General features: G+C 70.1%; 19 protein-coding genes. 7 read left to right on the top strand and 12 right to left on the bottom strand.

Going from position 1 to position 20,501, the window contains the following annotated elements; genetic code table 11:
• Positions 1–191 precede the first annotated feature (191 nt).
• The 5 genes from QGN31_RS09205 to yajC form a co-directional block, all read right to left on the bottom strand.
• Positions 192–734, bottom strand: coding sequence for an adenine phosphoribosyltransferase (locus tag QGN31_RS09205; RefSeq protein ID WP_041785094.1), 543 nt, complete (start codon positions 732–734; stop codon positions 192–194).
• A 7-nt stretch (positions 735–741) separates the two neighbouring features.
• On the bottom strand, positions 742–2,433 hold the full coding sequence (locus QGN31_RS09200) for an ABC transporter substrate-binding protein (protein ID WP_014942503.1): 1,692 nt from the start codon (positions 2,431–2,433) through the stop codon (positions 742–744).
• 5 nt (positions 2,434–2,438) lie between these two features.
• On the bottom strand, positions 2,439–3,737 hold the full coding sequence (gene secF / locus QGN31_RS09195) for a protein translocase subunit SecF (RefSeq protein ID WP_038538709.1): 1,299 nt from the start codon (positions 3,735–3,737) through the stop codon (positions 2,439–2,441).
• Between the two features lie 4 nt (positions 3,738–3,741).
• Positions 3,742–5,553 carry a protein translocase subunit SecD gene (gene secD / locus QGN31_RS09190; RefSeq protein ID WP_014942504.1) on the bottom strand — a complete coding sequence of 604 codons (1,812 nt, stop codon included), beginning with the start codon at positions 5,551–5,553 and terminating at the stop codon, positions 3,742–3,744.
• Between the two features lie 112 nt (positions 5,554–5,665).
• Positions 5,666–5,992: a preprotein translocase subunit YajC gene (yajC, locus tag QGN31_RS09185; protein WP_008258310.1), complete on the bottom strand. Its 327-nt coding sequence runs from the start codon at positions 5,990–5,992 to the stop codon at positions 5,666–5,668.
• Between the two features lie 211 nt (positions 5,993–6,203).
• Between yajC and gabT the strand changes: the two genes are divergently transcribed.
• Both gabT and car read left to right on the top strand, forming a co-directional pair.
• The gene (gabT, locus tag QGN31_RS09180; RefSeq protein ID WP_041785721.1) at positions 6,204–7,544 is read left to right on the top strand and encodes a 4-aminobutyrate--2-oxoglutarate transaminase; all 1,341 of its coding nucleotides are present in this window, start codon (positions 6,204–6,206) and stop codon (positions 7,542–7,544) included.
• A gap of 139 nt (positions 7,545–7,683) precedes the next feature.
• Positions 7,684–11,208, top strand: coding sequence for a carboxylic acid reductase (car, locus tag QGN31_RS09175; RefSeq protein ID WP_014942506.1), 3,525 nt, complete (start codon positions 7,684–7,686; stop codon positions 11,206–11,208).
• A 63-nt stretch (positions 11,209–11,271) separates the two neighbouring features.
• Here car and QGN31_RS09170 read toward each other — a convergent pair whose 3' ends face one another.
• From QGN31_RS09170 to ruvC, 6 genes are all read right to left on the bottom strand, one after another.
• Positions 11,272–11,964 (bottom strand): hypothetical protein, encoded by a 693-nt coding sequence (locus tag QGN31_RS09170; protein ID WP_009953663.1) that lies wholly within the window; start codon positions 11,962–11,964, stop codon positions 11,272–11,274.
• Between the two features lie 129 nt (positions 11,965–12,093).
• A complete protein-coding gene (locus QGN31_RS09165) occupies positions 12,094–12,480 on the bottom strand; it encodes a DUF1304 domain-containing protein (protein ID WP_008258316.1) in 387 nt (128 codons plus the stop codon).
• 98 nt (positions 12,481–12,578) lie between these two features.
• Positions 12,579–13,265 (bottom strand): hypothetical protein, encoded by a 687-nt coding sequence (locus tag QGN31_RS09160; RefSeq protein ID WP_043955112.1) that lies wholly within the window; start codon positions 13,263–13,265, stop codon positions 12,579–12,581.
• 92 nt (positions 13,266–13,357) lie between these two features.
• Positions 13,358–14,413, bottom strand: coding sequence for a Holliday junction branch migration DNA helicase RuvB (gene ruvB, locus QGN31_RS09155; RefSeq protein ID WP_009956162.1), 1,056 nt, complete (start codon positions 14,411–14,413; stop codon positions 13,358–13,360).
• 52 nt (positions 14,414–14,465) lie between these two features.
• Entirely contained in the window at positions 14,466–15,065 is a 600-nt protein-coding gene (ruvA, locus tag QGN31_RS09150) for a Holliday junction branch migration protein RuvA (RefSeq protein WP_014942508.1), read from the bottom strand.
• Positions 15,062–15,616, bottom strand: coding sequence for a crossover junction endodeoxyribonuclease RuvC (gene ruvC / locus QGN31_RS09145; RefSeq protein ID WP_014385307.1), 555 nt, complete (start codon positions 15,614–15,616; stop codon positions 15,062–15,064). Before ruvC ends, ruvA begins: the two co-directional genes overlap by 4 nt.
• A gap of 193 nt (positions 15,617–15,809) precedes the next feature.
• Here ruvC and QGN31_RS09140 point away from each other — a divergent pair, with 193 nt between their 5' ends.
• Genes QGN31_RS09140 through QGN31_RS09120 form a run of 5 tightly spaced genes read left to right on the top strand, consistent with a single transcriptional unit; the run spans position 15,810 to position 19,437 of the window.
• Complete coding sequence (locus QGN31_RS09140) at positions 15,810–16,421, top strand: DUF4178 domain-containing protein (protein WP_009956149.1); 612 nt, start codon at positions 15,810–15,812, stop codon at positions 16,419–16,421.
• A gap of 17 nt (positions 16,422–16,438) precedes the next feature.
• Complete coding sequence (locus QGN31_RS09135; protein ID WP_014712019.1) at positions 16,439–16,954, top strand: DUF2617 family protein; 516 nt, start codon at positions 16,439–16,441, stop codon at positions 16,952–16,954.
• Positions 16,951–17,382, top strand: coding sequence for a DUF4247 domain-containing protein (locus tag QGN31_RS09130; RefSeq protein WP_009955062.1), 432 nt, complete (start codon positions 16,951–16,953; stop codon positions 17,380–17,382). The genes QGN31_RS09135 and QGN31_RS09130 overlap by 4 nt, the downstream gene beginning before the upstream one ends.
• 25 nt (positions 17,383–17,407) lie before the next feature.
• Positions 17,408–17,863 carry a DUF350 domain-containing protein gene (locus QGN31_RS09125; RefSeq protein ID WP_009955061.1) on the top strand — a complete coding sequence of 152 codons (456 nt, stop codon included), beginning with the start codon at positions 17,408–17,410 and terminating at the stop codon, positions 17,861–17,863.
• A complete protein-coding gene (locus tag QGN31_RS09120) occupies positions 17,860–19,437 on the top strand; it encodes a polyamine aminopropyltransferase (RefSeq protein ID WP_014942509.1) in 1,578 nt (525 codons plus the stop codon). The genes QGN31_RS09125 and QGN31_RS09120 overlap by 4 nt, the downstream gene beginning before the upstream one ends.
• A 98-nt stretch (positions 19,438–19,535) precedes the next feature.
• Here QGN31_RS09120 and QGN31_RS09115 read toward each other — a convergent pair whose 3' ends face one another.
• A complete protein-coding gene (locus QGN31_RS09115) occupies positions 19,536–20,291 on the bottom strand; it encodes a YebC/PmpR family DNA-binding transcriptional regulator (protein ID WP_009955059.1) in 756 nt (251 codons plus the stop codon).
• Positions 20,292–20,501: the final 210 nt, after the last annotated feature.

The following is a 20,501-nucleotide window of genomic DNA, read 5'->3' as shown; positions in this document are numbered from 1 at the left end:
TCCGTGACTTTGGTGGGCGCGTCGAGCGCCTGGGACGCGCTGTTGTCATCCGCCACGTGTGGTCACCTCCGAATTCGAGGATACGTCCTCTCGATCCGATGACCCGGCTCCTTCTCGCGCCGTCCCCGTCGCCGCTCCGCGGCCGGGAGGTACCCCCGTCGCGGCGCGCACCGCCGCCGGAGGCGAGAGCGCTACTCGCACATCAGGCTGTGCACCGGCAGCGGCGCGACCGCGTCCCGGCCGCCCAGCCCACCGAGTTCGAACAGCACCGCCGCCGCCACCACGTTCGCCCCGGCGCGCTCGAGCAGCCGGGCCGACGCCGCCAGGGTGCCGCCGGTGGCCAGCACGTCGTCGACGATCACCACGTTGCGTCCGCGCAGGTCAATGCCCTCGCCGGGGATCTCCAGCGTGGCGGTGCCGTATTCCAGGTCGTACCGCTCGGCGTGCACCGGCGGCGGCAACTTCCCGGCCTTGCGGATGGCCAACACGCCCGTGCCCAGCCGGTCGGCGACGGCCGCTGCCACCAAAAACCCCCGGGCCTCGATGCCGGCCACCAGATCGGCGCCGGACGCAAGCTCGGCCACCGCTCCGGTGATCGCCGTCATCGCCGTCGCGTCGGCGAACACCGGGGTGAGGTCCTTGAACTGGATCCCGGGCTTGGGGAAGTCGGCCACCTTGCGCGTCAGCGACGCGATGAGCTCCGCCACGGGCGTCCGCCCGCCCACGTTCGTCACGGCAACCTCACTGCACCAGGGCCCATCGGTCCATGTTCCAGCCCACACCCCACCGGGTCGGGTTGTTGCTCACCGCGTACATCTTCTTGGACATCAGCAACGTGCGCTGCTGCCGGTACAGCGGCAGGGTGGGCATGTCGCCCCACAGGATCGGCGCGGTTTCGGCCAGCAGCCTGACGCGCTCGGCGGCATCGGCGGACACCGCCAGCGCCCCGATCGCGCTGTCGACCTGGGGATTGCTGTATCCGGACAGGTTGTTGCCGTTGCCGGTGTGCAGGGCGTACGCGTCCAGCGCCGAGGACCCCGTCGAACCGCTGCCGGTCGCGCCGCCCGTGCTGGCCAGCAACGCGTCGATCTTCCCGTCCCGCAACGCCCGCGGGCCCGAGCTGTCCAGCGTGACGCCGGTGACCGTGATCCCGGCCGCGGCGCACGATTTGGTGATGACGCCCACGTTGACCGCGAGCCGCGCGTTGGGCCCCTGGTAGCCGATCCGCACCGCCAGCGGCGCACCGCCCAGCGCGTTGCGCGCGGCGACCGGATCCGCCTTGCCGAACGGGCCGGCCTCGGCGGCCCCGTCGGCCGCGGTGACGGCGTCGTCGCCGGCCGGGCTGAGGCGTGAATTGGCGATCGGCGTCCCCGCGTCGTGGGCCAGCGCGTCGCGCGGCGTGCACAGCGCGACGGCCCGGCGCGCCTTGGGCGCCGCCAGCGGCCCCTGCGGGGCGAAGAACAGCTGCTCGATGCCGTCGGACGGGGCATCCGAGCGCTCGTAGTTGTCGGGCGTGGCCAGCGTTCCCGACGAGCCCGCGGCGACGTCGACCACGTCGACGGTGCGGTTGTTGACCCGGTCCTGGATGTCGGGCCCCTGCGGCCACACCGTGATCCGCTTGGTGATGGCCCGCGGCCCCCACCACCGGTCGTTGGCGACGAGCACCACCGCCCCGCCCTCCAGGACGGACCCGATCTTGTAGGGCCCCGACGACGGAAAGCGCTTGAGGTCGACACCGGGTTTGAGGTCCCAGATGGTGTTCCACAGCTTCGCGATCTGCTGCACCAGCGGCGCGTTGTGGCTGAGCAGCGCCGCGGTCACGTCGACGTTGAGCTGGTCGGCGATGACGTGCGAGGGCATCAACGAGGTCGCGGTGAACAGCTGGTTGTAGTCGACGACGCCGCGGTCCGGGACGAACGACACCCGCGCCTTCTTCTGCCCAGGGATGCACTCGACGTTGGCGATGTCGATATAGCCGCCCTGAGTGGCCGCATCGAATTCCGGGAAGCGGCCGGACTGGGCCGCCCACGCGAGCACGATGTCGTCGCAGGTCAACGGCTTGCCGTCGGAGTAGACGGCGTTGTCGGCGATCTGGTAGTCCAGCACCAGCGGCGTGCCGCCGACCACCGAAACGGTGCCGAAGTCGCGGTCGGCGACGATCTGCCCGCCCGGCCCGTGGTAGCTGAACCCGGTGAGCGTGCGGGCGAAGGCCTGCGCGCCGGCCGAGGCGGCGCCGGCGACGGTGTTGGTGTTGTAGGTGCCCAGCGGGCCGTCGACCACGTAATCGACCTCGGAGGCGGCGCTACCGGCGCACGCGGTCACCACGAAACCCGCGACCAGCGCCACCGCCAGCCCGGCGCTGATCCACAGCGCGATGTTGTGCCGGCCGGTTAGCGCGCCATCGGCCCCAGTTCCCCGGTACCTGGTGGCCATCGCGTCTACCGCCGGCCGACGTTCCGCTTGCCGGTGGGACGACGAGTCCCGGTCGGCCGCACGGGACGGGCCCCCGGCGCAGGCTTGCTCGGCGCGGGCTTGGACGGCCCCGACGGCCTCGACGCCGATTCGGCGGCGTCGGCCTTGGCATCCTCGTCGGGGACGTCGGCGACGTCGTCGGCGTCCGGCGCGTTCTCGGCACCCGCGCGCGCACCGCCGGCGCGCCGCCGCAGGACGCGGCGGGTGTGGGTGCGCACCAACTCGGTGCGTTCCCGCATGCTGACCAGCAGCGGCGTGGCGAAGAAGATCGAGGAGTAGGTGCCGACGATGATGCCGATCAACTGCACCAGCGCCAGGTCCTTCAGGGTGCCGACGCCCAACAGCCACACCGCCACCACCATCAACGCCAGCACCGGCAGCACGCCGATCAGGCTGGTGTTGATGGACCGCATGAACGTCTGGTTGATCGCCAGGTTGGCCTCTTCGGCGAAGGTGCGCTTGGGTTTGTGCTGGAAGCCGTGGGTGTTCTCCTCGACCTTGTCGAACACGATGACGGTGTCGTAGAGGGAGAAACCGAGGATCGTCAGCAGGCCGATGACGGTGGCCGGGGTGACCTCAAAGCCCACCAGCGAGTACACCCCGGCCGTCACGGCCAGGTCGAAGAACATCGCCGCGATCGCGGCCAGCGTCATGTAGCGCTCGTAGCGGACCGTGATGTACACGCCGACCAGCGCCAGGAACACCACCAGCGCGAACAGCGCCTTCATGGTGATCTGGTCGCCCCAGGTCTCGGAGACCGCCGAGTCGCTGATGGCCTGCTTGCTGGGCTTGCCGTCGGGTCCCTTGGGCCCGAACGCGTCGAACAACGCGTTGCGCAGCTTAGTCGTCTGGTCGTTGGACAGCGTCTCGGAGCGAATCTGCACGGTCGCCGCCGCGCCGTTGCCGACGACGACCACCGATTCCGCATCGTTGCCGAGGGTCTTGCGGAACACGTCCTGGACCTGGGAGGTGTGCACCGTGCCGTGCGTCCCGTTGGCGGGCATCGACACCGTGGTACCGCCGTTGAAGTCGATGCCGAAGCTGAAGCCCCGCAACACGATGGACAGCAGCGCGACCGCGACGATCGCGCCGCTGATGCCGAACCACAGCCGCCGCCGTCCGACCACCTCGAACGCGCCGGTGCCGGTGTAGAGGCGCGACAGGAAGCTGTGGTGCGGCGCCCCGGCGGTGCCGGCGGCGCTGGCGGTCAATTCGGTTGTGCCTGCCGAGGTTTCGGTGATCTCGGTCGCGTCATTGGAGGCCATCACGTCATCCCCGTCCCGTCGTGACCTGCGACGAACCCCGGCGTTCGCGGGCGACCTGCTGGATTGCGCCCAGGCCGTTATATGCGGGCTTCGCCAACGTCGGTGACTTGGAGGCCAGGTAGACCAGCGGCCACGTCACCAGGAACACCACCACCAGGTCCAGGATCGTGGTGAGGCCCAACGTGAATGCGAAGCCCTTCACCTGGCCGATCGCCAGCGCGTAGAGCACCGCGGCGGCCAGGAAGGTGACCGCGTTGCCCGACACGATCGTCTTGCGCGCCCGCGTCCACCCTCGCGGGACCGCCGACCGGAACGAACGCCCTTCGCGGATCTCGTCTTTGATGCGTTCGAAGAAGACGACGAACGAGTCCGCGGTGGTGCCGATACCGATGATCAGACCGGCGATGCCCGCCAGGTCGAGGGTGTAGTTGATCTGGCGACCCAGGATCACCAGGATCGCGAAAACCATTGCGCCGGAAGCGGCCAGCGACAGCGCCGTGAGCAGTCCCAGCACCCGGTAGTAGAGCAGCGAATACAGCAGCACCAGGACCAAGCCGATCGCGCCGGCGATCAACCCCGCGCGCAGCGACGTCAAACCCAGTGTCGCCGAGACGGTTTGGGCCTCCGACGATTCGAACGACAGCGGCAACGAACCGTATTTCAGGACGTTGGCCAGCTGCTTGGCGGTCGCCGCGGTGAACGGCGGGTCGCCGCCGCTGATCTGGGTGCGGCCGCCGGGGATGGCTTCTTGGATCATCGGGGCGCTGACGACCTGCGAGTCCAGCGTGAACGCGGTCTGGGTGCCGATATGGGCGGCGGTGAAGTCCGCCCAGGTGTTGGCCGCCGCGGACTTGAACTGAAGGTCGACGACGTAGCCGATGCCGCGCTGGTTCTGGCTCGAGGTGGCGTCCTGGATCTGGTCACCGCTGATGATGGACGGACCGAGCAGATAGGCCACCTTGTGGTCGGTCGAGCAGGTGATCAGCGGCTGGGTGGGGTCGTCGTTGCCGGCCAGGATGTCTTCTTTGTCGCAGCGCGTCGCCTGGAACTGCAGGGCCAGGAACTGGATGCCCTGCCGGGTGCTCTGCCGCCACTTCTTCTCGTCGGCGATGCGCTCGGCGAGGTCCTTGCGCGGATCCGGCGACGCGGGCTGCTCGGCCGGCGGCGCCCCGGGGGCCGGGGTGGCCGGGGCGGGCGCCGGGGCCCCGGGAGCCGGAGCGGGAGGCGCGGGGGTGGGCGCCGGCGGCGGATCCTGCGGGTAGGGGCGGGGCTGGGCGCCCGGCTTGCCTCCCGGCGCGGGCTGTCCGGCCGGGGGCGGGGCCGGCTGGCCCGGCGCGGGTTGGCCGCTGGGCCCGGGTTCTGCGGGCGCGGGTTCTGCGGGCGCGGGCTGGCCGGGTGCGGGCTGGTGCGCCGGGGGCTTGGGCTCGGCGCTTTGGGCCGGCATCGAGTTGAGCACCGGACGGATGTACAGCCGGGCCGTCTGGCCCAGGTTGCGGGCCTCGTTGCCGTCGTTGCCGGGGACCGTGATGATCAGGTTGTCGCCGTCGACGACGACCTCCGAGCCGGACACGCCGAGCCCGTTGACGCGGGCGCCGATGATCTGCTGCGCCTGCGCCAGCGCCTCGCGGCTGGGGCGCGAGCCGTCCGGGGTGCGCGCGGTCAGCGTGACGCGGGTGCCGCCCTGCAGGTCGATCCCGAGCTTGGGGGCGGCGCGCTTGTCGCCGGTGAGGAACACCAGCAGGTAGACGCCGATGAGCAACACCAAGAAGATCGACAGGTAGCGGGCAGGGTGCACCGGCGCCGAAGACGATGCCACGTTCCTTCTATCTCCTCGAGAATCGGTTACTTACCCCGGACAGAGCCTAGAAAAGCCTACGTGGCCCCGAGGAGCCCGTCGCGCAAGCCGCCCTCCCCCGAAGTATTAGGCGTCAGGAATCCTTGGCGACCGAGCCCTCGTCGGCGGGCTCGTCCCCGTCGACCAGATCCTCGTCGTCGTCGGGCAGGATGCGGTCGCGGATCGCCAGCTTCATCCAGGTGGTCACCACGCCGGGGGAGATCTCGAGGTCGACGGTGTCATCGGTGATCGCGACGACGGTGGCCTGCAGGCCCGACGTGGTGTGCACCCGGTCGCCCGGGCTCAACGACTCGTGCAGGTCGATGGTGGCCTGCATCGCGCGCTTCTGGCGCCGCGACGCGAAATACATGAACCCGCCCATGATGAGCAGGAACGGCAGGAACAGGATCAAACTCTCCATGGGCGCGCCTGTGTCTTTCTTTCTTCGGATTTCGGGGGTGGGTGCCGGTGCGACGCGGACGCCGCGCACCTCATCACGGTCCAGTGTGCCCGTTCAGTCTGGCAGGCCGCGGCCCGTCACCGGCCGCCGCGGTGCGACCGGTGCCCGCCGGAGGCAAGCTCGATAGGCTTTCAACGTGGCGTGACACGCGCGCCGCGGGAGGGAGTACGTGGTGGCCGGCCTCGAGCAGACTCGCCAACTGGTCACCGAGATCCCCGGCCCGCTCTCGCTGGAACTGAGCAAGCGCCGGGCGGCGGCGGTGTCGCACGCGGTCAACGTCTCCGTCCCCGTCTTCGTGGCGCGCGCCGGCGGCGGCATCATCGAGGACGTCGACGGCAACCGGCTCATCGACCTCGGCTCCGGCATCGCGGTGACGACTATCGGCAACTCGGCGCCCCGGGTGGTCGACGCGGTGCGCGCGCAGGTCGCCGAGTTCACCCACACCTGCTTCATGGTGACGCCGTACGAGTCGTACGTCGCGGTGGCCGAGACGCTCAACCGGATCACCCCGGGCTCCGGCGAGAAGCGCTCGGTGCTGTTCAATTCCGGCGCCGAGGCCGTCGAGAACGCCGTCAAGGTCGCGCGCGCCTACACGCGCAAGTCGGCGGTGGTGGCGTTCAACCACGCCTACCACGGCCGCACCAACCTGACGATGGCGCTGACCGCGAAGTCCATGCCCTACAAGGCCGGCTTCGGCCCGTTCGCGCCGGAGGTCTACCGGGCGCCGCTGTCCTACCCCTATCGGGACGGCCTGATCGACAAGGAGCTGGCCACCGACGGGGAGAAGGCCGCCGCGCGGGCCATCCGGGTCATCGACAGCCAGATCGGCGCCGACAACCTGGCCGCCCTCCTGATCGAGCCGATCCAGGGCGAAGGCGGGTTCATCGTGCCGGCCGAGGGATTCCTGCCCACCCTGCTGGAGTGGTGCCGCAGGAACGACGTGGTGTTCATCGCCGACGAGGTGCAGACCGGTTTCGCGCGCTCGGGCGCCATGTTCGCCTGCGAACACGAGGGCATCGAGCCCGACCTGATCTGCACCGCCAAGGCGATCGCCGACGGGCTTCCCCTGTCGGCGGTCACCGGCCGGGCCAACATCATGGACGCGCCGCACGTCGGCGGCCTCGGCGGCACCTTCGGCGGCAACCCCCTGGCCTGCGCGGCGGCGTTGGCCACGATCGAGACGATCGAGAGCGACGGGCTGGTCGAGCGGGCCCAGCAGCTGGAACGGCTGATCACCGAACCGCTGCTGCGGCTGCAGGCCGGCGACGACCGGATCGGCGACGTCCGCGGCCGCGGCGCGATGATCGCGATCGAGTTGGTGAAGTCGGGGACCGCCGAGCCCGACAAGGAGCTGACCCAAAAGCTGACCGTCGCCGCCCAGGCCGCCGGCGTCATCGTCCTGACCTGCGGCATGTTCGGCAACATCATCCGGCTGCTGCCGCCGCTGACCATCGGCGACGAGTTGCTGGCCGAGGGAATCGAGATCCTGAGCGGGTTGTTGCGCGACCTGTAAGGCCCCGCCCCCGTGGGCAATCTCACATGCAGGCCCAAGGCCGTATCATGGTGGAATACCGTTACTTTAGCTAACGTTCTATGTGTCAGCGCCGACGCGCTTATTGACTCGCTATCTTTCATTCGCAAGGGATCTGTTTATGTCGACTGCCATTCATGACGAACGCCTCGACCGTCGCATCGAGGAACTCATCGCCAACGACCCCCAGTTCGCCGCCGCCCGACCGGACCCGGCGATCACCGCCGCCACCGAAGCGCCCGGGCTGCGGCTGCCGCAGATCATCCGGACCGTGCTCGACGGCTACGCCGACCGGCCTGCCCTGGCGCAGCGCGTCGCGGAGTTCGTCACCGACGCCAAGACCGGGCGGACGACGGCCGAGCTGCTCCCCCGTTTCGAGACCATCACGTATGGCGAACTCGGCGAACGGGTTTCGGCCCTCGGCCGTGCCTGGGCCGGCGACGCGGTGCGCCCCGGCGACCGCGTCTGCGTGCTCGGCTTCAACAGCGTTGACTACGCCACCATCGACATCGCGCTGGGCACCATCGGGGCCGTGTCGGTGCCGCTGCAGACCAGCGCGGCGATCTCGTCGCTGCAGCCGATCGTCGCCGAGACCGAGCCCAGCCTGGTCGCCTCGAGCGTCAACCAGCTGCCCGACGCGGTGGAGCTGATCCTGGCCGGCGACCACGTGCCCGGCAAGCTCGTCGTGTTCGACTACCAGCCCCAGGTCGACGACCAGCGCGAGGCCGTGGAGGCCGCGGCCGCGCGGTTGGCCGACTCCGGCGTCGCGGTCGAGGCTCTCGCCGACGTGCTGCGGCGCGGCAAGGACCTGCCGGCCGTCGAGCTGCCGGCGAGCGACGAGGACTCGCTGGCCCTGCTGATCTACACCTCCGGCAGCACCGGCGCGCCCAAGGGCGCGATGTACCCGCAGAGCAACGTCGGCAAGATGTGGCGGCGCGGCAGCAAGAACTGGTTCGGGGAAAGCGCCGCGTCGATCACCCTCAACTTCATGCCGATGAGCCACGTCATGGGGCGCGGAATCCTCTACGGCACGCTGGGCAACGGCGGCACCGCGTACTTCGCCGCCCGCAGCGACCTGTCCACCCTGCTCGAGGACCTCGAGTTGGTGCGGCCCACCGAGATGAACTTCGTCCCCCGCATCTGGGAGACGCTGTATGGCGAATTCCAGCGCCAGGTCGAGCGGCGGCTGGCCGACGGCGATGCGGGCCCAGAGGCCCGCGAGACTGTCGAGGCTGCGGTGTTGGAAGAACAGCGCCAGTACCTGCTGGGCGGGCGGTTCATCTTCGCGATGACGGGCTCGGCACCCACCTCGCCGGAGCTCAAGGCGTGGGCCGAGTCGCTGCTGCAGATGCACCTGATGGACGGCTACGGCTCCACCGAGGCCGGAATGGTGTTGTTCGACGGGGAGATTCAGCGTCCGCCGGTCATCGACTACAAGCTGGTCGACGTTCCGGATCTGGGCTATTTCAGCACCGACCGTCCGCATCCGCGCGGTGAGTTGTTGCTGCGGACCGAGAACATGTTCCCGGGTTATTACAAGCGGGCCGAGACCACCGCGAACGTGTTCGACGAGGACGGTTATTACCGCACCGGTGACGTGTTCGCCGAGATCGCGCCGGACCGGCTGGTGTATGTCGACCGCCGCAACAACGTGCTCAAGCTCGCGCAGGGCGAGTTCGTCACGTTGGCCAAGCTGGAGGCGGTGTTCGGCAACAGCCCGCTGATCCGCCAGATCTACGTTTACGGCAACAGCGCCCAGCCCTACCTGCTGGCCGTGGTGGTGCCGACCGAGGAAGCGTTGGCGGACAACGATCTTGAGTCGCTCAAGGCGAAGATCGCCGACTCGCTGCAGAAGGTCGCCAAGGAGACCGGCCTGCAGTCCTACGAGGTGCCGCGCGACTTCATCATCGAGACCACGCCGTTCACCCTGGAAAACGGTCTGCTGACCGGGATCCGCAAGCTGGCGTGGCCGAAGCTCAAGGCACACTACGGGGATCGGCTCGAGCAGATGTATGCCGAGCTGGCCGCGGGACAGGCCAACGAGTTGGCCGAACTGCGCCGCAGCGGCGCGGCGGCGCCGGTGGCCCAGACCGTGAGTCGGGCCGCGGCCGCCCTGCTGGGTGCGACGGCCGGGGATCTGTCCGCAGATGCCCACTTCACCGATCTTGGTGGAGACTCGTTGTCGGCGTTGACCTTCGGCAATCTGCTGCGCGAGATCTTCGATGTCGACGTGCCGGTGGGTGTCATCGTCAGCCCGGCCAACGACCTGGCGGGGATCGCCGCCTACATCGAGGCCGAGCGGCAGGGCTCCAAGCGCCCGACGTTCGCCGCCGTGCACGGACGCGGCGCCACCACGGTGCACGCCGGTGACCTCACGCTGGACAAGTTCCTCGACGAGGCGACCCTGGCCGCCGCGCCGAGCCTGCCCACCCCGGCCACCGAGGTGCGCACCGTGCTGTTGACCGGCGCGACCGGCTTTTTGGGCCGCTACCTGGCGCTGGACTGGCTCGAGCGGATGGACATGGTCGACGGCAAGGTCATCGCCCTGGTGCGGGCCCGCACCGATGAGGAGGCGCGCGCCCGGCTGGACAAGACCTTCGACAGCGGCGACCCCAAACTGCTGGCGCACTACCAGCGGCTGGCCGCCGACCACCTCGAGGTCATCGCCGGCGACAAGGGTGAGGCCAACCTCGGCCTGGACCCCCAAACCTGGCAGCGACTGGCCGAGGAGGTCGACGTCATCGTCGACCCCGCCGCGCTGGTCAACCACGTGCTGCCCTACAGCGAGCTGTTCGGCCCCAACGCCCTGGGCACCGCGGAACTGATCCGGATCGCGCTGACCTCCAGGCAAAAGCCCTACACCTACGTGTCGACGATCGGGGTGGGCGATCAGATCCAGCCGGGTGAGTTCGTCGAGAACGCCGACATCCGCCAGATCAGCGCCACCCGCGAGATCAACGACGGCTACGCCAACGGCTACGGCAACAGCAAGTGGGCCGGCGAGGTGCTGCTGCGCGAGGCCCACGACCTGTGCGGCCTGCCCGTCACGGTGTTCCGCTGCGACATGATCCTGGCCGACACCACCTATGCCGGGCAGCTCAACCTGCCCGACATGTTCACCCGGCTGATGCTGAGCCTGGTCGCCACCGGTATCGCGCCCGGGTCGTTCTACGAACTGGACACCGACGGCAACCGCCAGCGGGCACACTACGACGGTTTGCCGGTCGAGTTCATCGCCGCGGCGATCTCGACGCTGGGGACCCAAATCACCGACAGCGACACCGGCTTCCAGACCTACCACGTGATGAACCCCTACGACGACGGCATCGGGCTGGATGAGTACATCGATTGGCTGATCGAGGCCGGGTATTCGATCGAGCGGATCGCCGATTACTCCGAGTGGCTGCGGCGCTTCGAGACCTCGCTGCGGGCCCTGCCCGATCGGCAGCGTCAGTACTCGCTGCTGCCGCTGCTGCACAACTACCAAAAGCCGGAAAAGCCGATCAACGGCTCGATGGCGCCCACCGACGTGTTCCGTGCGGCGGTGCAGGAAGCGAAAATCGGCCCCGACAAAGACATCCCGCACGTCTCGGCGCCGGTGATCGTCAAGTACATCACCGACCTGGAGTTGCTCGGACTCCTCTGAGGTGAGCCAAACAGCAAGTCGCCCAGCCCTTTTGGGGCTGGGCGACCTGTTTCGGTGTGCCGACTACTGCTGCGGGTGCGGCCAACGCAGATATGCGGCGTTGCCCCCTGATCCCGCGCCCGCCCGGTGGCGGCGCCATCCCCGCTTTGGTTCGGGGTCAGACGACGCGCGCGGCTTGGTCAGCGCACCCGAGGAGACCTCGGCTGGCTGCTCGTAAACCGAATCCCGATACGGCTCAACGGTCGGTGTGCCCGTGGTGGCCGGCGCCAGCGGCTGCACGTCGCGCGCCAGGCGCACGGCGGTGCGCGCCAACACGACACCTCCGATGAAGATGATCAGCGCGCCCAGGCCCGAGAAGTAGGTGACCTCGAGCACCGCGCGCTTGCGGTCGGTCGCGGCTATCGGGTCACCGGCGGAGCCGATTCCCAGCAGCGGGGCGACGTCGCCGCCCACCACGAACCAGGCGCCGGCCAGCACGGCCAGCCAGCCGCCCAACATCGCGGCGACGCGGTTGCCGGCAACGATCAGCAGCAGGCCGCCCAGCGCGGTGGCCGCGCCCGGCGCGACTTCCAGCCAGCCCCGGGCCGTGCTCCACGCCCAGTTTCGGTCCGGCGTGTAGGCGAAGTTGAAGTGTGGACCGACAAACGGTATTAACGCCCCCCAGGCTCCCAGAATGACCAGGAGCAATCCGCTGACCGCGCCTCGCGAGCGCGGCATGCTCAGCGCGCTGGTTCGGCCGTCTTCTGCGTATTTCATGACATCCCCTCGTTGAATACCGGGCCTGTTTCCGGCTCGAGATGGGTACCCGGCGACTTCCACTAGTAACCCACGCGGCAAACGAAAGCCAACCGAGCGCCGTGGTTGTTGAGGCTGGTGGGACTGGTGTTACTGCTGAAGGCCGAGCAACAGCAGCACGATCGCCATCGCCGGAAAGGTGCCCTGGGCGAGCGCGGCGCGGGCCTTGTCGGGCGCGGACACCAGCAGCACCACCGCGGCCGCGGCCATCGATCCGATGCCGGCGAAAACGAGCGCCGCGCCAACGGTGGTGTGCCCCAACGCAATTACGGCGATGCCGATGCCGGTGACGATCGCGAGGAACAAGTTGTAGAAGCCTTGGTTGAAGGCGAGCAGCTTCGTGGTTTCGGCTTCCGCGGGGGTGGTGCCGAAGGTGGCGCGGGTGCGCGGCGAGGTCCAGGTCAACGATTCCATCACGAAGATGTAGACGTGCAGTAACGCCGCCAGCGCGGCGAACAGCAGCGCGGTCGTGATCATCGCGTCCTCCTCGTCTCGCGGTCGCTCGCACTACCTTCGCGCAAAGCGGCACCGGCAGCCAAGGGCTGCCGGTGCCGTTCGTGTTGCCGGCTACCGTCCTAGACGCCGGCGTGGTGGCGGTGGAACAGGCCGCCGGGGCGGCGGTGGAACAGGCCATGCCCGCCGCGCTCGCGGGGCGCCGCGTCGGCCGGCACCGCGTCCGTCCGTGCGGGCGCCGTGCCGCCCGTCTCGTCGTACATGGCCGGTTGGGCCGCCGGCACGGCGGCGTCGCCCGCCGCGGGCGCCGGTTGGGTCACCACGACGTCGCGCGCGTGCCGAACGGCCAGGCGTGCCACGGCCGCCCCACCCAGGAACACGATCAGGGCGCCGAGGCCGGTGAAGTAGGTGACCTCGAGCAGGGCGCGCTTGAGGTCCGCGGCGGCCGCCGGTTGGCCGACGTCCCCGATGCCCAGCGTCGGGGCGAACGCGCGGCCGACGACGAACCAGGCGCCGCCCAGGACCGCCAGCCAGCCGCCGAACACGGCGTTCGCGCGGTTGCCGGAGAGCAGCACCAGCAGGCCACCCACCGCCGCGGCGACCCCGGGAAGCACCTCGAGCCAGCCTTTGGCCGCGGTCCAGGTCCAGGCCGGGTCGGTGGCGTAGGCCCAGTCGATGTTGGGCCCGAAGAACGGAACTAGCGCACCCCAAGCTCCCAACAGAATCAGGAGTAGCCCGGTCAGCGCGCCGCGGGTACGCGGCATGTACAGCGCGCGAGGGCGTTCGTAGTCGTGGCGCCTGTTCCTCATCTCAATCTCCTTCACGAGGCGTGATTGTTGTGAGGTTGGTTACCCACGGCGCCGCGAAGTAACCGGATGGGGCCCGCGCGATCGTTTGCTAGCTACTCGAACAGGCCGGGCTGCCCGAGACCGGCCGCCCCGGCCGGCGGCGCCATGCCCAGGTGCGTCCACGCCTGGGCGGTGGCCACCCGGCCGCGCGGGGTCCGGGCGACCATGCCGGCGCGCACCAGGAACGGCTCGCACACCTCCTCGACGGTGGTCGCCTCCTCGCCGACCGCCACCGCCAGCGTCGACACCCCGACCGGGCCGCCCCCGAAGCTGCGGGTCAGCGCCGAGAGCACGGCCCGGTCCAGCCGGTCCAGTCCCAGTTCGTCGACGTCGTAGACCGCCAGCGCGGACTTGGCGACGTCGCGGGTGATCACACCGTCGGCGCGCACCTCGGCGAAGTCCCGCACCCGGCGCAATAGCCGGTTGGCGATCCGCGGCGTGCCCCGCGAGCGGCGGGCGATCTCCTCGGCCGCGTCGCCGCCGAGTTCGATGCCCAGGATCCCGGCGGAGCGGGCCAGCACCCGCTCCAGCTCGGCGGGCTCGTAGAAATCCATGTGCGCGGTGAAGCCGAAGCGATCGCGCAGCGGGCCGGTCAGCGCGCCGGACCGGGTGGTGGCGCCGACCAGGGTGAACGGCGCCACCTCCAGCGGGATCGACGTCGCGCCCGGCCCCTTGCCGACGACCACGTCGACCCGGAAGTCCTCCATGGCCAGGTAGAGCATTTCCTCGGCGGGCCGCGCGATGCGGTGGATCTCGTCGATGAACAACACGTCGTGCTCGACCAGGTTGGACAGCATGGCCGCCAGGTCGCCGGCGCGTTCCAGCGCGGGGCCGGACGTCAGCCGCAGCGAGGAGCCGAGCTCGGCCGCGATGATCATGGCCAGCGACGTCTTGCCCAGCCCCGGCGGCCCGGACAGCAGGATGTGATCCGGTGTGCCGCCGCGGTTTTTGGCGCCCTCGATGACGAGCTGCAGCTGTTCGCGCACCCGCGGCTGGCCGATGAACTCCCGCAGCGAGCGCGGCCGCAGGCTGACGTCGATGTCGCCCTCGCCGGGCGCCAGCGCGCCGGAGACGTCGCGGTCCGACCAGTCTTCCTCAGCGGGGGTCATGTGCGCCGCTCCTCCTCATCGCTGCGCTCTGCATCGTCGTCGTCGGTGGGGGTCATCGGGACTTGCCCAGCAGCGACAGGGCGGCGCGCAGCGCACCGGAGGTGGTCGCGTCCTGCTCGGCGGCCAGCACCTTGTCGGTGGCTTCCTCGGCCTGCTTGACGGCGAACCCGAGGCCCACCAGGGCCTCCACCACCGGCCCGCGGATCGCGTGGCCGTTGAGCGCGGCGCCCGCGGCGGCCGCGCCCGCACCGGCGGCGCCCACCTTGTCCCGCAGCTCCAGGACCATCCGTTCGGCACTGCGTTTGCCGATCCCGGGGACCCGGGTCAGCGCGGCGACGTCGCCGTCGTGCAGCGCCTGGCGCAGCGCGCCGGCGTCGTGCACGGCCAGGGTCGCCATCGCCAGCCGGGGCCCGACCCCCGACACCGACAGCAGGGTCAAAAACAGGTCGCGGGTGTCGGTGTCGGTGAAACCGTACAGCGTCATCGAATCCTCGCGGACGATCATCGCGGTGATCAGCCGCGCCTCGGTCCCGGTCCGCAGCGTGGACAGCGTCGACGGCGTCGCGTTCACCCGGTAGCCGACGCCGGCGGCCTCGATCACCGCATGGTCGAGCGCCACCTCGAGCACCTCGCCGCGCACCGCGGCGATCATCGGGCGGCCTTGAGCTTGGCCTTGTATTTCTGCCGCTGCTGGGCGGCCAGCGCCTCGGCGGCGGCCATCCGGGCGATCATCGGCGCCCGCCAGCAATGGCAGATCGCCAGCGCGAGCGCGTCGGCGGCGTCCGCCGGTGTCGGTTTGGCCTGCAGCGCAAGGATTCTGGTGACCATCGCGGTGACCTGGGCCTTGTCGGCCGCGCCGTTGCCGGTGACCGCGGCCTTGACCTCGCTCGGGGTGTGGAAGTGCACGTCGATGCCGCGCTTGGCGGCCGCCAGCGCGACCACCCCACCGGCCTGGGCCGTGCCCATCACCGTCGACACGTTCAGCTGGGAGAAGACCCGCTCGACCGCCACGACGTCGGGCTCATGCGTGGCCAACCAATGCTCGACGGCGTCACTGATCGTCAGCAGCCGCTCGGCGAGCGGCGCGTCCGACGGCGTGCGCACCACGTCGACGTCGAGCGCGACCACGGTGCGCCCGCGCCCGCTCTCGACGACCGACAGCCCGCACCGGGTCAGGCCGGGGTCGACGCCCATCACCCGCATTACCCGCTCCCACCTAGTAGAACAGCTGTTCGATACCCTAGCGGCCGGCACCGACGCGCCGCGGCTGCGACACGCGGCGGCGTCACCGATTCTGGGCCGATTCCCGGGCCGCGAGGTTACCGCGCCGGTGCCGCGAAAAAGCTGTTAGCTTTAGCCCACGTTCGCTCAAGCATCGTGGCAACGGAGGGTGCGCGTGGGATCTCTGCTGGTCGTGCTCGCCATCGTGCTGTTCATCGCGTCCATCGTGGTGCTCGTCATCGCTTTGCGCCGCCCCAAGCGGCCGGCCGAGCGCGCCGGGCGGCCGGATCCGCTCGCGTCGGACGCGATGCCGCAGTTCGGGCCGCGCCAACTGGGCCCCGGCGCCATCGTCAGCTACGGCGGCACCGACTACATCGTGCGCGGGTCGGTCACCTTCCGCGAGGGACCGTTCGTCTGGTGGGAACACCTGCTCGAGGGCGGCGACCAGCCGATCTGGTTCAGCGTCGAGGAGGACGACGGACGGCTGGAACTGGCGATGTGGATCACCCGCAAGGACGTCCCGCTGCGGCCCGGCGACCCGTACGTCGTCGACGGCGCGATGTTTCACGAGACCGAACGCGGCCGCGCCTCGTACACGACCGAAGGCACCACCGGGCTGCCGGCCGGCGGCGAGATGGAATTCGTCGACTGCACCAACGAGGACGAGACGGTCCTGCTCTCCTTCGAGCGCTGGGCCCCGGACATGCCCTGGGAGGTGTCGACGGGCAAGGCCGTGTCGCCCGGCGAACTCACCGTGTACGCGGCGCCCCCGCCCAGCCCCGCCTAGCGCGCGAGGTCAGGCCGGTGCCCCTTCATCAGCTCGCCGTGACCCCGGCGGACGTATCCGGGCAGCGGCTGGGGCTCGCGCTCAACGCGCCGGTCCCCGCGCCGCTGGCCACCTGCCGGCTGGACCATCCCTGCGGCGCCGGGGCGCTGCTGCTCGGGGTGCTCGGCGCGTCGCACGTCGTCGCGGTCGAGCACGCCGCGGGCCGGTTCTCCGAGGAAATCTCTTGCACGGCACGCAATCTCGGGGCCGACCTGCCCGAGCGCACCGACGCGCCCGGCTACCGCCTGCAATCGCGCACCGACGCCCGCGACGAGGCGGACTTCCGCCGCCTCGCCCACGACCTGCGCGGCCGCTGCGCCCGCCAGGCGGGCTGGCTCGGCGGCACGTTCCCGGGCGACGACGCCGCGCTGACCGTGCTGGCCGCCGAGCCCGACGGCGCCGGATGGCGTTGGCGGACATGGCATCTGTACCCGGGGCGTCCCGCGGGCTCCGGCGGGACCGTGGTTCACACGGCGAGCCGGTGGCAACCGTGAGCCGGACCCGCCTGTTCGTGATCTCCGGCCTGCTGGCGGCCGGCGCGGTGGTGTGCCTGATCACCGGAATCATCCTGTTGCAGAAGAACATCGCGTCGTACGTGGCGGGCCACTATCACGAGTACGCCCACGACGTGAACGGCAGGCGCTACCAGTGCAGCGGGTCGCCACGGCAGGCGGCCGACACGCTCGCCGCGTACGCGCACCCCGAGGCGCGCGCCGACAACGGCAACACCGAATACCTGCGGTACGCCAACAACATCGTGATCGTCGGGCCCGACGGGACCTACCCGTGCAGCATCCGCGTCGAGTCGCTGAGCGCCGGCTACAGCCACGGCGCGTTCATCTTCCTCGGTCCCGGATTCACCCCCGGCTCCCCGTCGGGCGGTTCCGGAGGCAGCCCCGGCGGCCCGGGCGGAACCAAGTGATGGCACCACCGCAAAGGAGACAACCATGTACCTCGCCGTCGAGATCGGAACCGTCGACATCAATCCCGTCCTGAAGGGCGCGGTCGCGACGATCCTGTACTTCGTCGTCGGCATGGCCGTCCTGCTCGTCGGGTTCTACGTGGTCGACGTGCTGACCCCGGGAAAGCTGCGCCACCTGGTGTTCATCGACCGCCGCCCCAACGCCGTGATCGTCGCGGGCGCGATGTACATCGCGCTGACCGTCGTCATCATCACCGCGATCGCCAACAGCTACAGCCAGTTGGGCCAGGGGCTCCTCGGCGTGGCGGTGTACGGATTGATGGGGGTGATTTTGCTCGGGATAGCGCTGCTCACAATGCATCTGCTGATCCCGGGGAGTTTCCACGAGCACATCGACGAGCAGGTGCTGCATCCCGGCTCGTTCGCGGTGGCGCTGATACTGCTCGCCGTGGGAGGGGTGACCGCCGCGGCGGTGTCATGAGCTCCGTCGACGTGGCCACGGCCCCGGCGGCGCCGTCCGCGCCGGTATCGGGGCGGTGGCGGGCGCTGCTGTTGGCCGCCGTGGCGGCGTGCGCGGCCTGCGGCATCATCTACGAACTCGCTCTGCTGACGCTGTCGGCCAGCCTCGACGGCGGCGGCATCGTCGCCACCTCGCTGATCGTGGCGGGCTACATCGCCGCGCTGGGCGTGGGCGCGCTGCTGGTCAAACCCCTGCTGGCGCACGCGGCAATTACCTTCATCGCCGTGGAGGCGCTGCTCGGCGTCATCGGCGGGCTGTCCGCGGCGGCGCTGTACATGGTGTTCGCGTTCCTGGACGGCTCCGTCGGGTCGACGTGGGTGCTGGCGGTGAGCACGGCCCTGATCGGCGGCCTGGTCGGTGCCGAGGTGCCGCTGTTGATGACGCTGCTGCAGAGCGGGCGGGTGACCGGTGCCGCCGACGCCGGGCGCACGCTCGCCAACCTCAACGCGGCCGACTACCTCGGCGCGCTGCTGGGCGGGCTGGTCTGGCCGTTCCTGCTGCTGCCGCAGCTGGGGATGATCCGCGGCGCGGCGGCCACCGGCATGATCAACCTGGCGGCGGCGGCCGTCGTCGCGCTTTTCCTGCTGCGCCACGTGGTTTCGACGCGCCAGCTCCTGCTGGCGCTGTGCGCGCTGGCCGCCGCGCTGGGGCTGCTGGCCACCCTGCTGCTGCGTTCGGCCGACGTCGAAACCACAAGCCGGCAACGGCTTTACGCCGACCCGATCGTCGCCTACCGGCACACGCCCTACCAGGAGATCGTGGTGACCCGCCGCGGCAACGACACCCGGCTGTACCTCGACGGCGGGCTGCAATTCTCCACCCGGGACGAATACCGCTACACCGAGAGCCTGGTGTACCCCGCCGTCGGCAAGGGCGCGCGTTCGGTGCTGGTGCTCGGCGGGGGCGACGGCCTGGTGGCCCGCGAGTTGCTGCGCCTGCCAGGCGTTTCCAAGATCGTGCAGGTCGAACTCGACCCCGCGGTGATCGACGTCGCACGCACCACGCTGCGTGGCGCCAACGGCGGTTCGTTGGACAACCCGCGGGTGGCCGTGGTGACGCAGGACGCGATGAACTGGTTGCGCGGACCCGACCTCGACCGGTTCGACGCGATCATCGTCGACCTTCCCGATCCCGACACACCCGTGCTGGGCCGGCTGTATTCGGCCGAGTTCTACGCGCTGGCCGCGCGGGCGCTGGCGCCCGGCGGGCTGATGGCGGTGCAGGCGGGCAGCCCCTTTTCCACGCCGACGGCCTACTGGCGCACGGTGTCGACGATCCGGGCGGCGGGCTATGCGGTCACGCCGTATCACGTGCACGTGCCGACGTTCGGCGATTGGGGATTCGCCCTGGCGCAGCGCGCCGATACCGCACCCACGCCGACGGTGCCGCCCGACGCTCCCCCGCTGCGTTTCCTCAACCAGCAGGTGCTTCAGGCCGCGTGCGTGTTCTCCGGCGACGTCGCGCCGCGGCCCGTGGAGCCGTCGACCCTGGACAATCCGCGCATCGTCGAGGACATGCGGCACGGGTACGACTAGATCCCTTGCGTAATCCCTCGCGCCGAGCGTGCAGTGAGGGCGAAAAATCGGCCGAAATCTCGCCCTGAGTGCACGCTCGGCGAGGCGAAGCAGGCGAATTACTCCTGCTCGAGGGCGGCGAGCACCTCGTCGGACAGGTCCACGTTGGTCCACACGTTCTGCACGTCGTCGCTGTCCTCCAGCGCGTCGACCAGCTTGAACACCTTGCGCGCGCCCTCGACGTCGACCGGCACGCTGACCGACGGCTGGAAGCTCGCCTCGGCGGACTCGTAGTCGATGCCGGCGTCCTGCAGCGCGGTGCGCACCGCGACCAGGTCGGTCGGCTCGGAGATGATCTCGAAGCTCTCGCCGAGGTCGTTGACGTCCTCGGCGCCGGCGTCGAGCACCGCCGTCAGCACGTCGTCCTCGGTCAGGCCGTTCTTCTCCAGCGTGACGACGCCCTTGCGGGTGAACAGGTAGGACACCGACCCGGGGTCGGCCATGTTGCCGCCGTTGCGGGTGACGGCCACCCGGACCTCGCCCGCCGCCCGGTTGCGGTTGTCGGTCAGGCATTCGATCAGGACCGCGACGCCGTTGGGCCCGTAGCCCTCGTACATGATCGTCTGGTAGTCGGCGCCACCGGCTTCCTCGCCCGCGCCGCGCTTGCGGGCCCGCTCGATGTTGTCGTTGGGCACCGAGGTCTTCTTCGCCTTCTGGATGGCGTCATACAGCGTCGGGTTGCCGGCGGGGTCACCGCCGCCGGTGCGGGCGGCGACCTCGATGTTCTTGATCAGCCGGGCGAATTCCTTGCCGCGGCGCGCATCTTTGACGGCCTTTTGGTGCTTGGTGGTGGCCCACTTGGAATGGCCGCTCATCGGTGTCTCTTACCTCTTCTATGTCTGGAAAGTTCGCCAGTCGAGTCTACGTGGACGTCTGCGGCCGACTACCGGGCGCTTCACTCCGGTCGCAGGGTTCCCGCAGTCACGACTTCCGGCGAGAGCGTGCGCCTGAGGGCTTTGGCTGTGCGGTGACGGCGTTGAGTGTGCGCTGGCGGCGGCGACCCGCCCGGGGAGCGCCGCCCTGGA

It is taken from the genome of Mycobacterium sp. 2-64, from assembly GCF_035918375.1.
Taxonomy (GTDB): domain Bacteria; phylum Actinomycetota; class Actinomycetes; order Mycobacteriales; family Mycobacteriaceae; genus Mycobacterium; species Mycobacterium intracellulare.
This window is presented reverse-complemented; position numbering and strand designations above follow the sequence as displayed.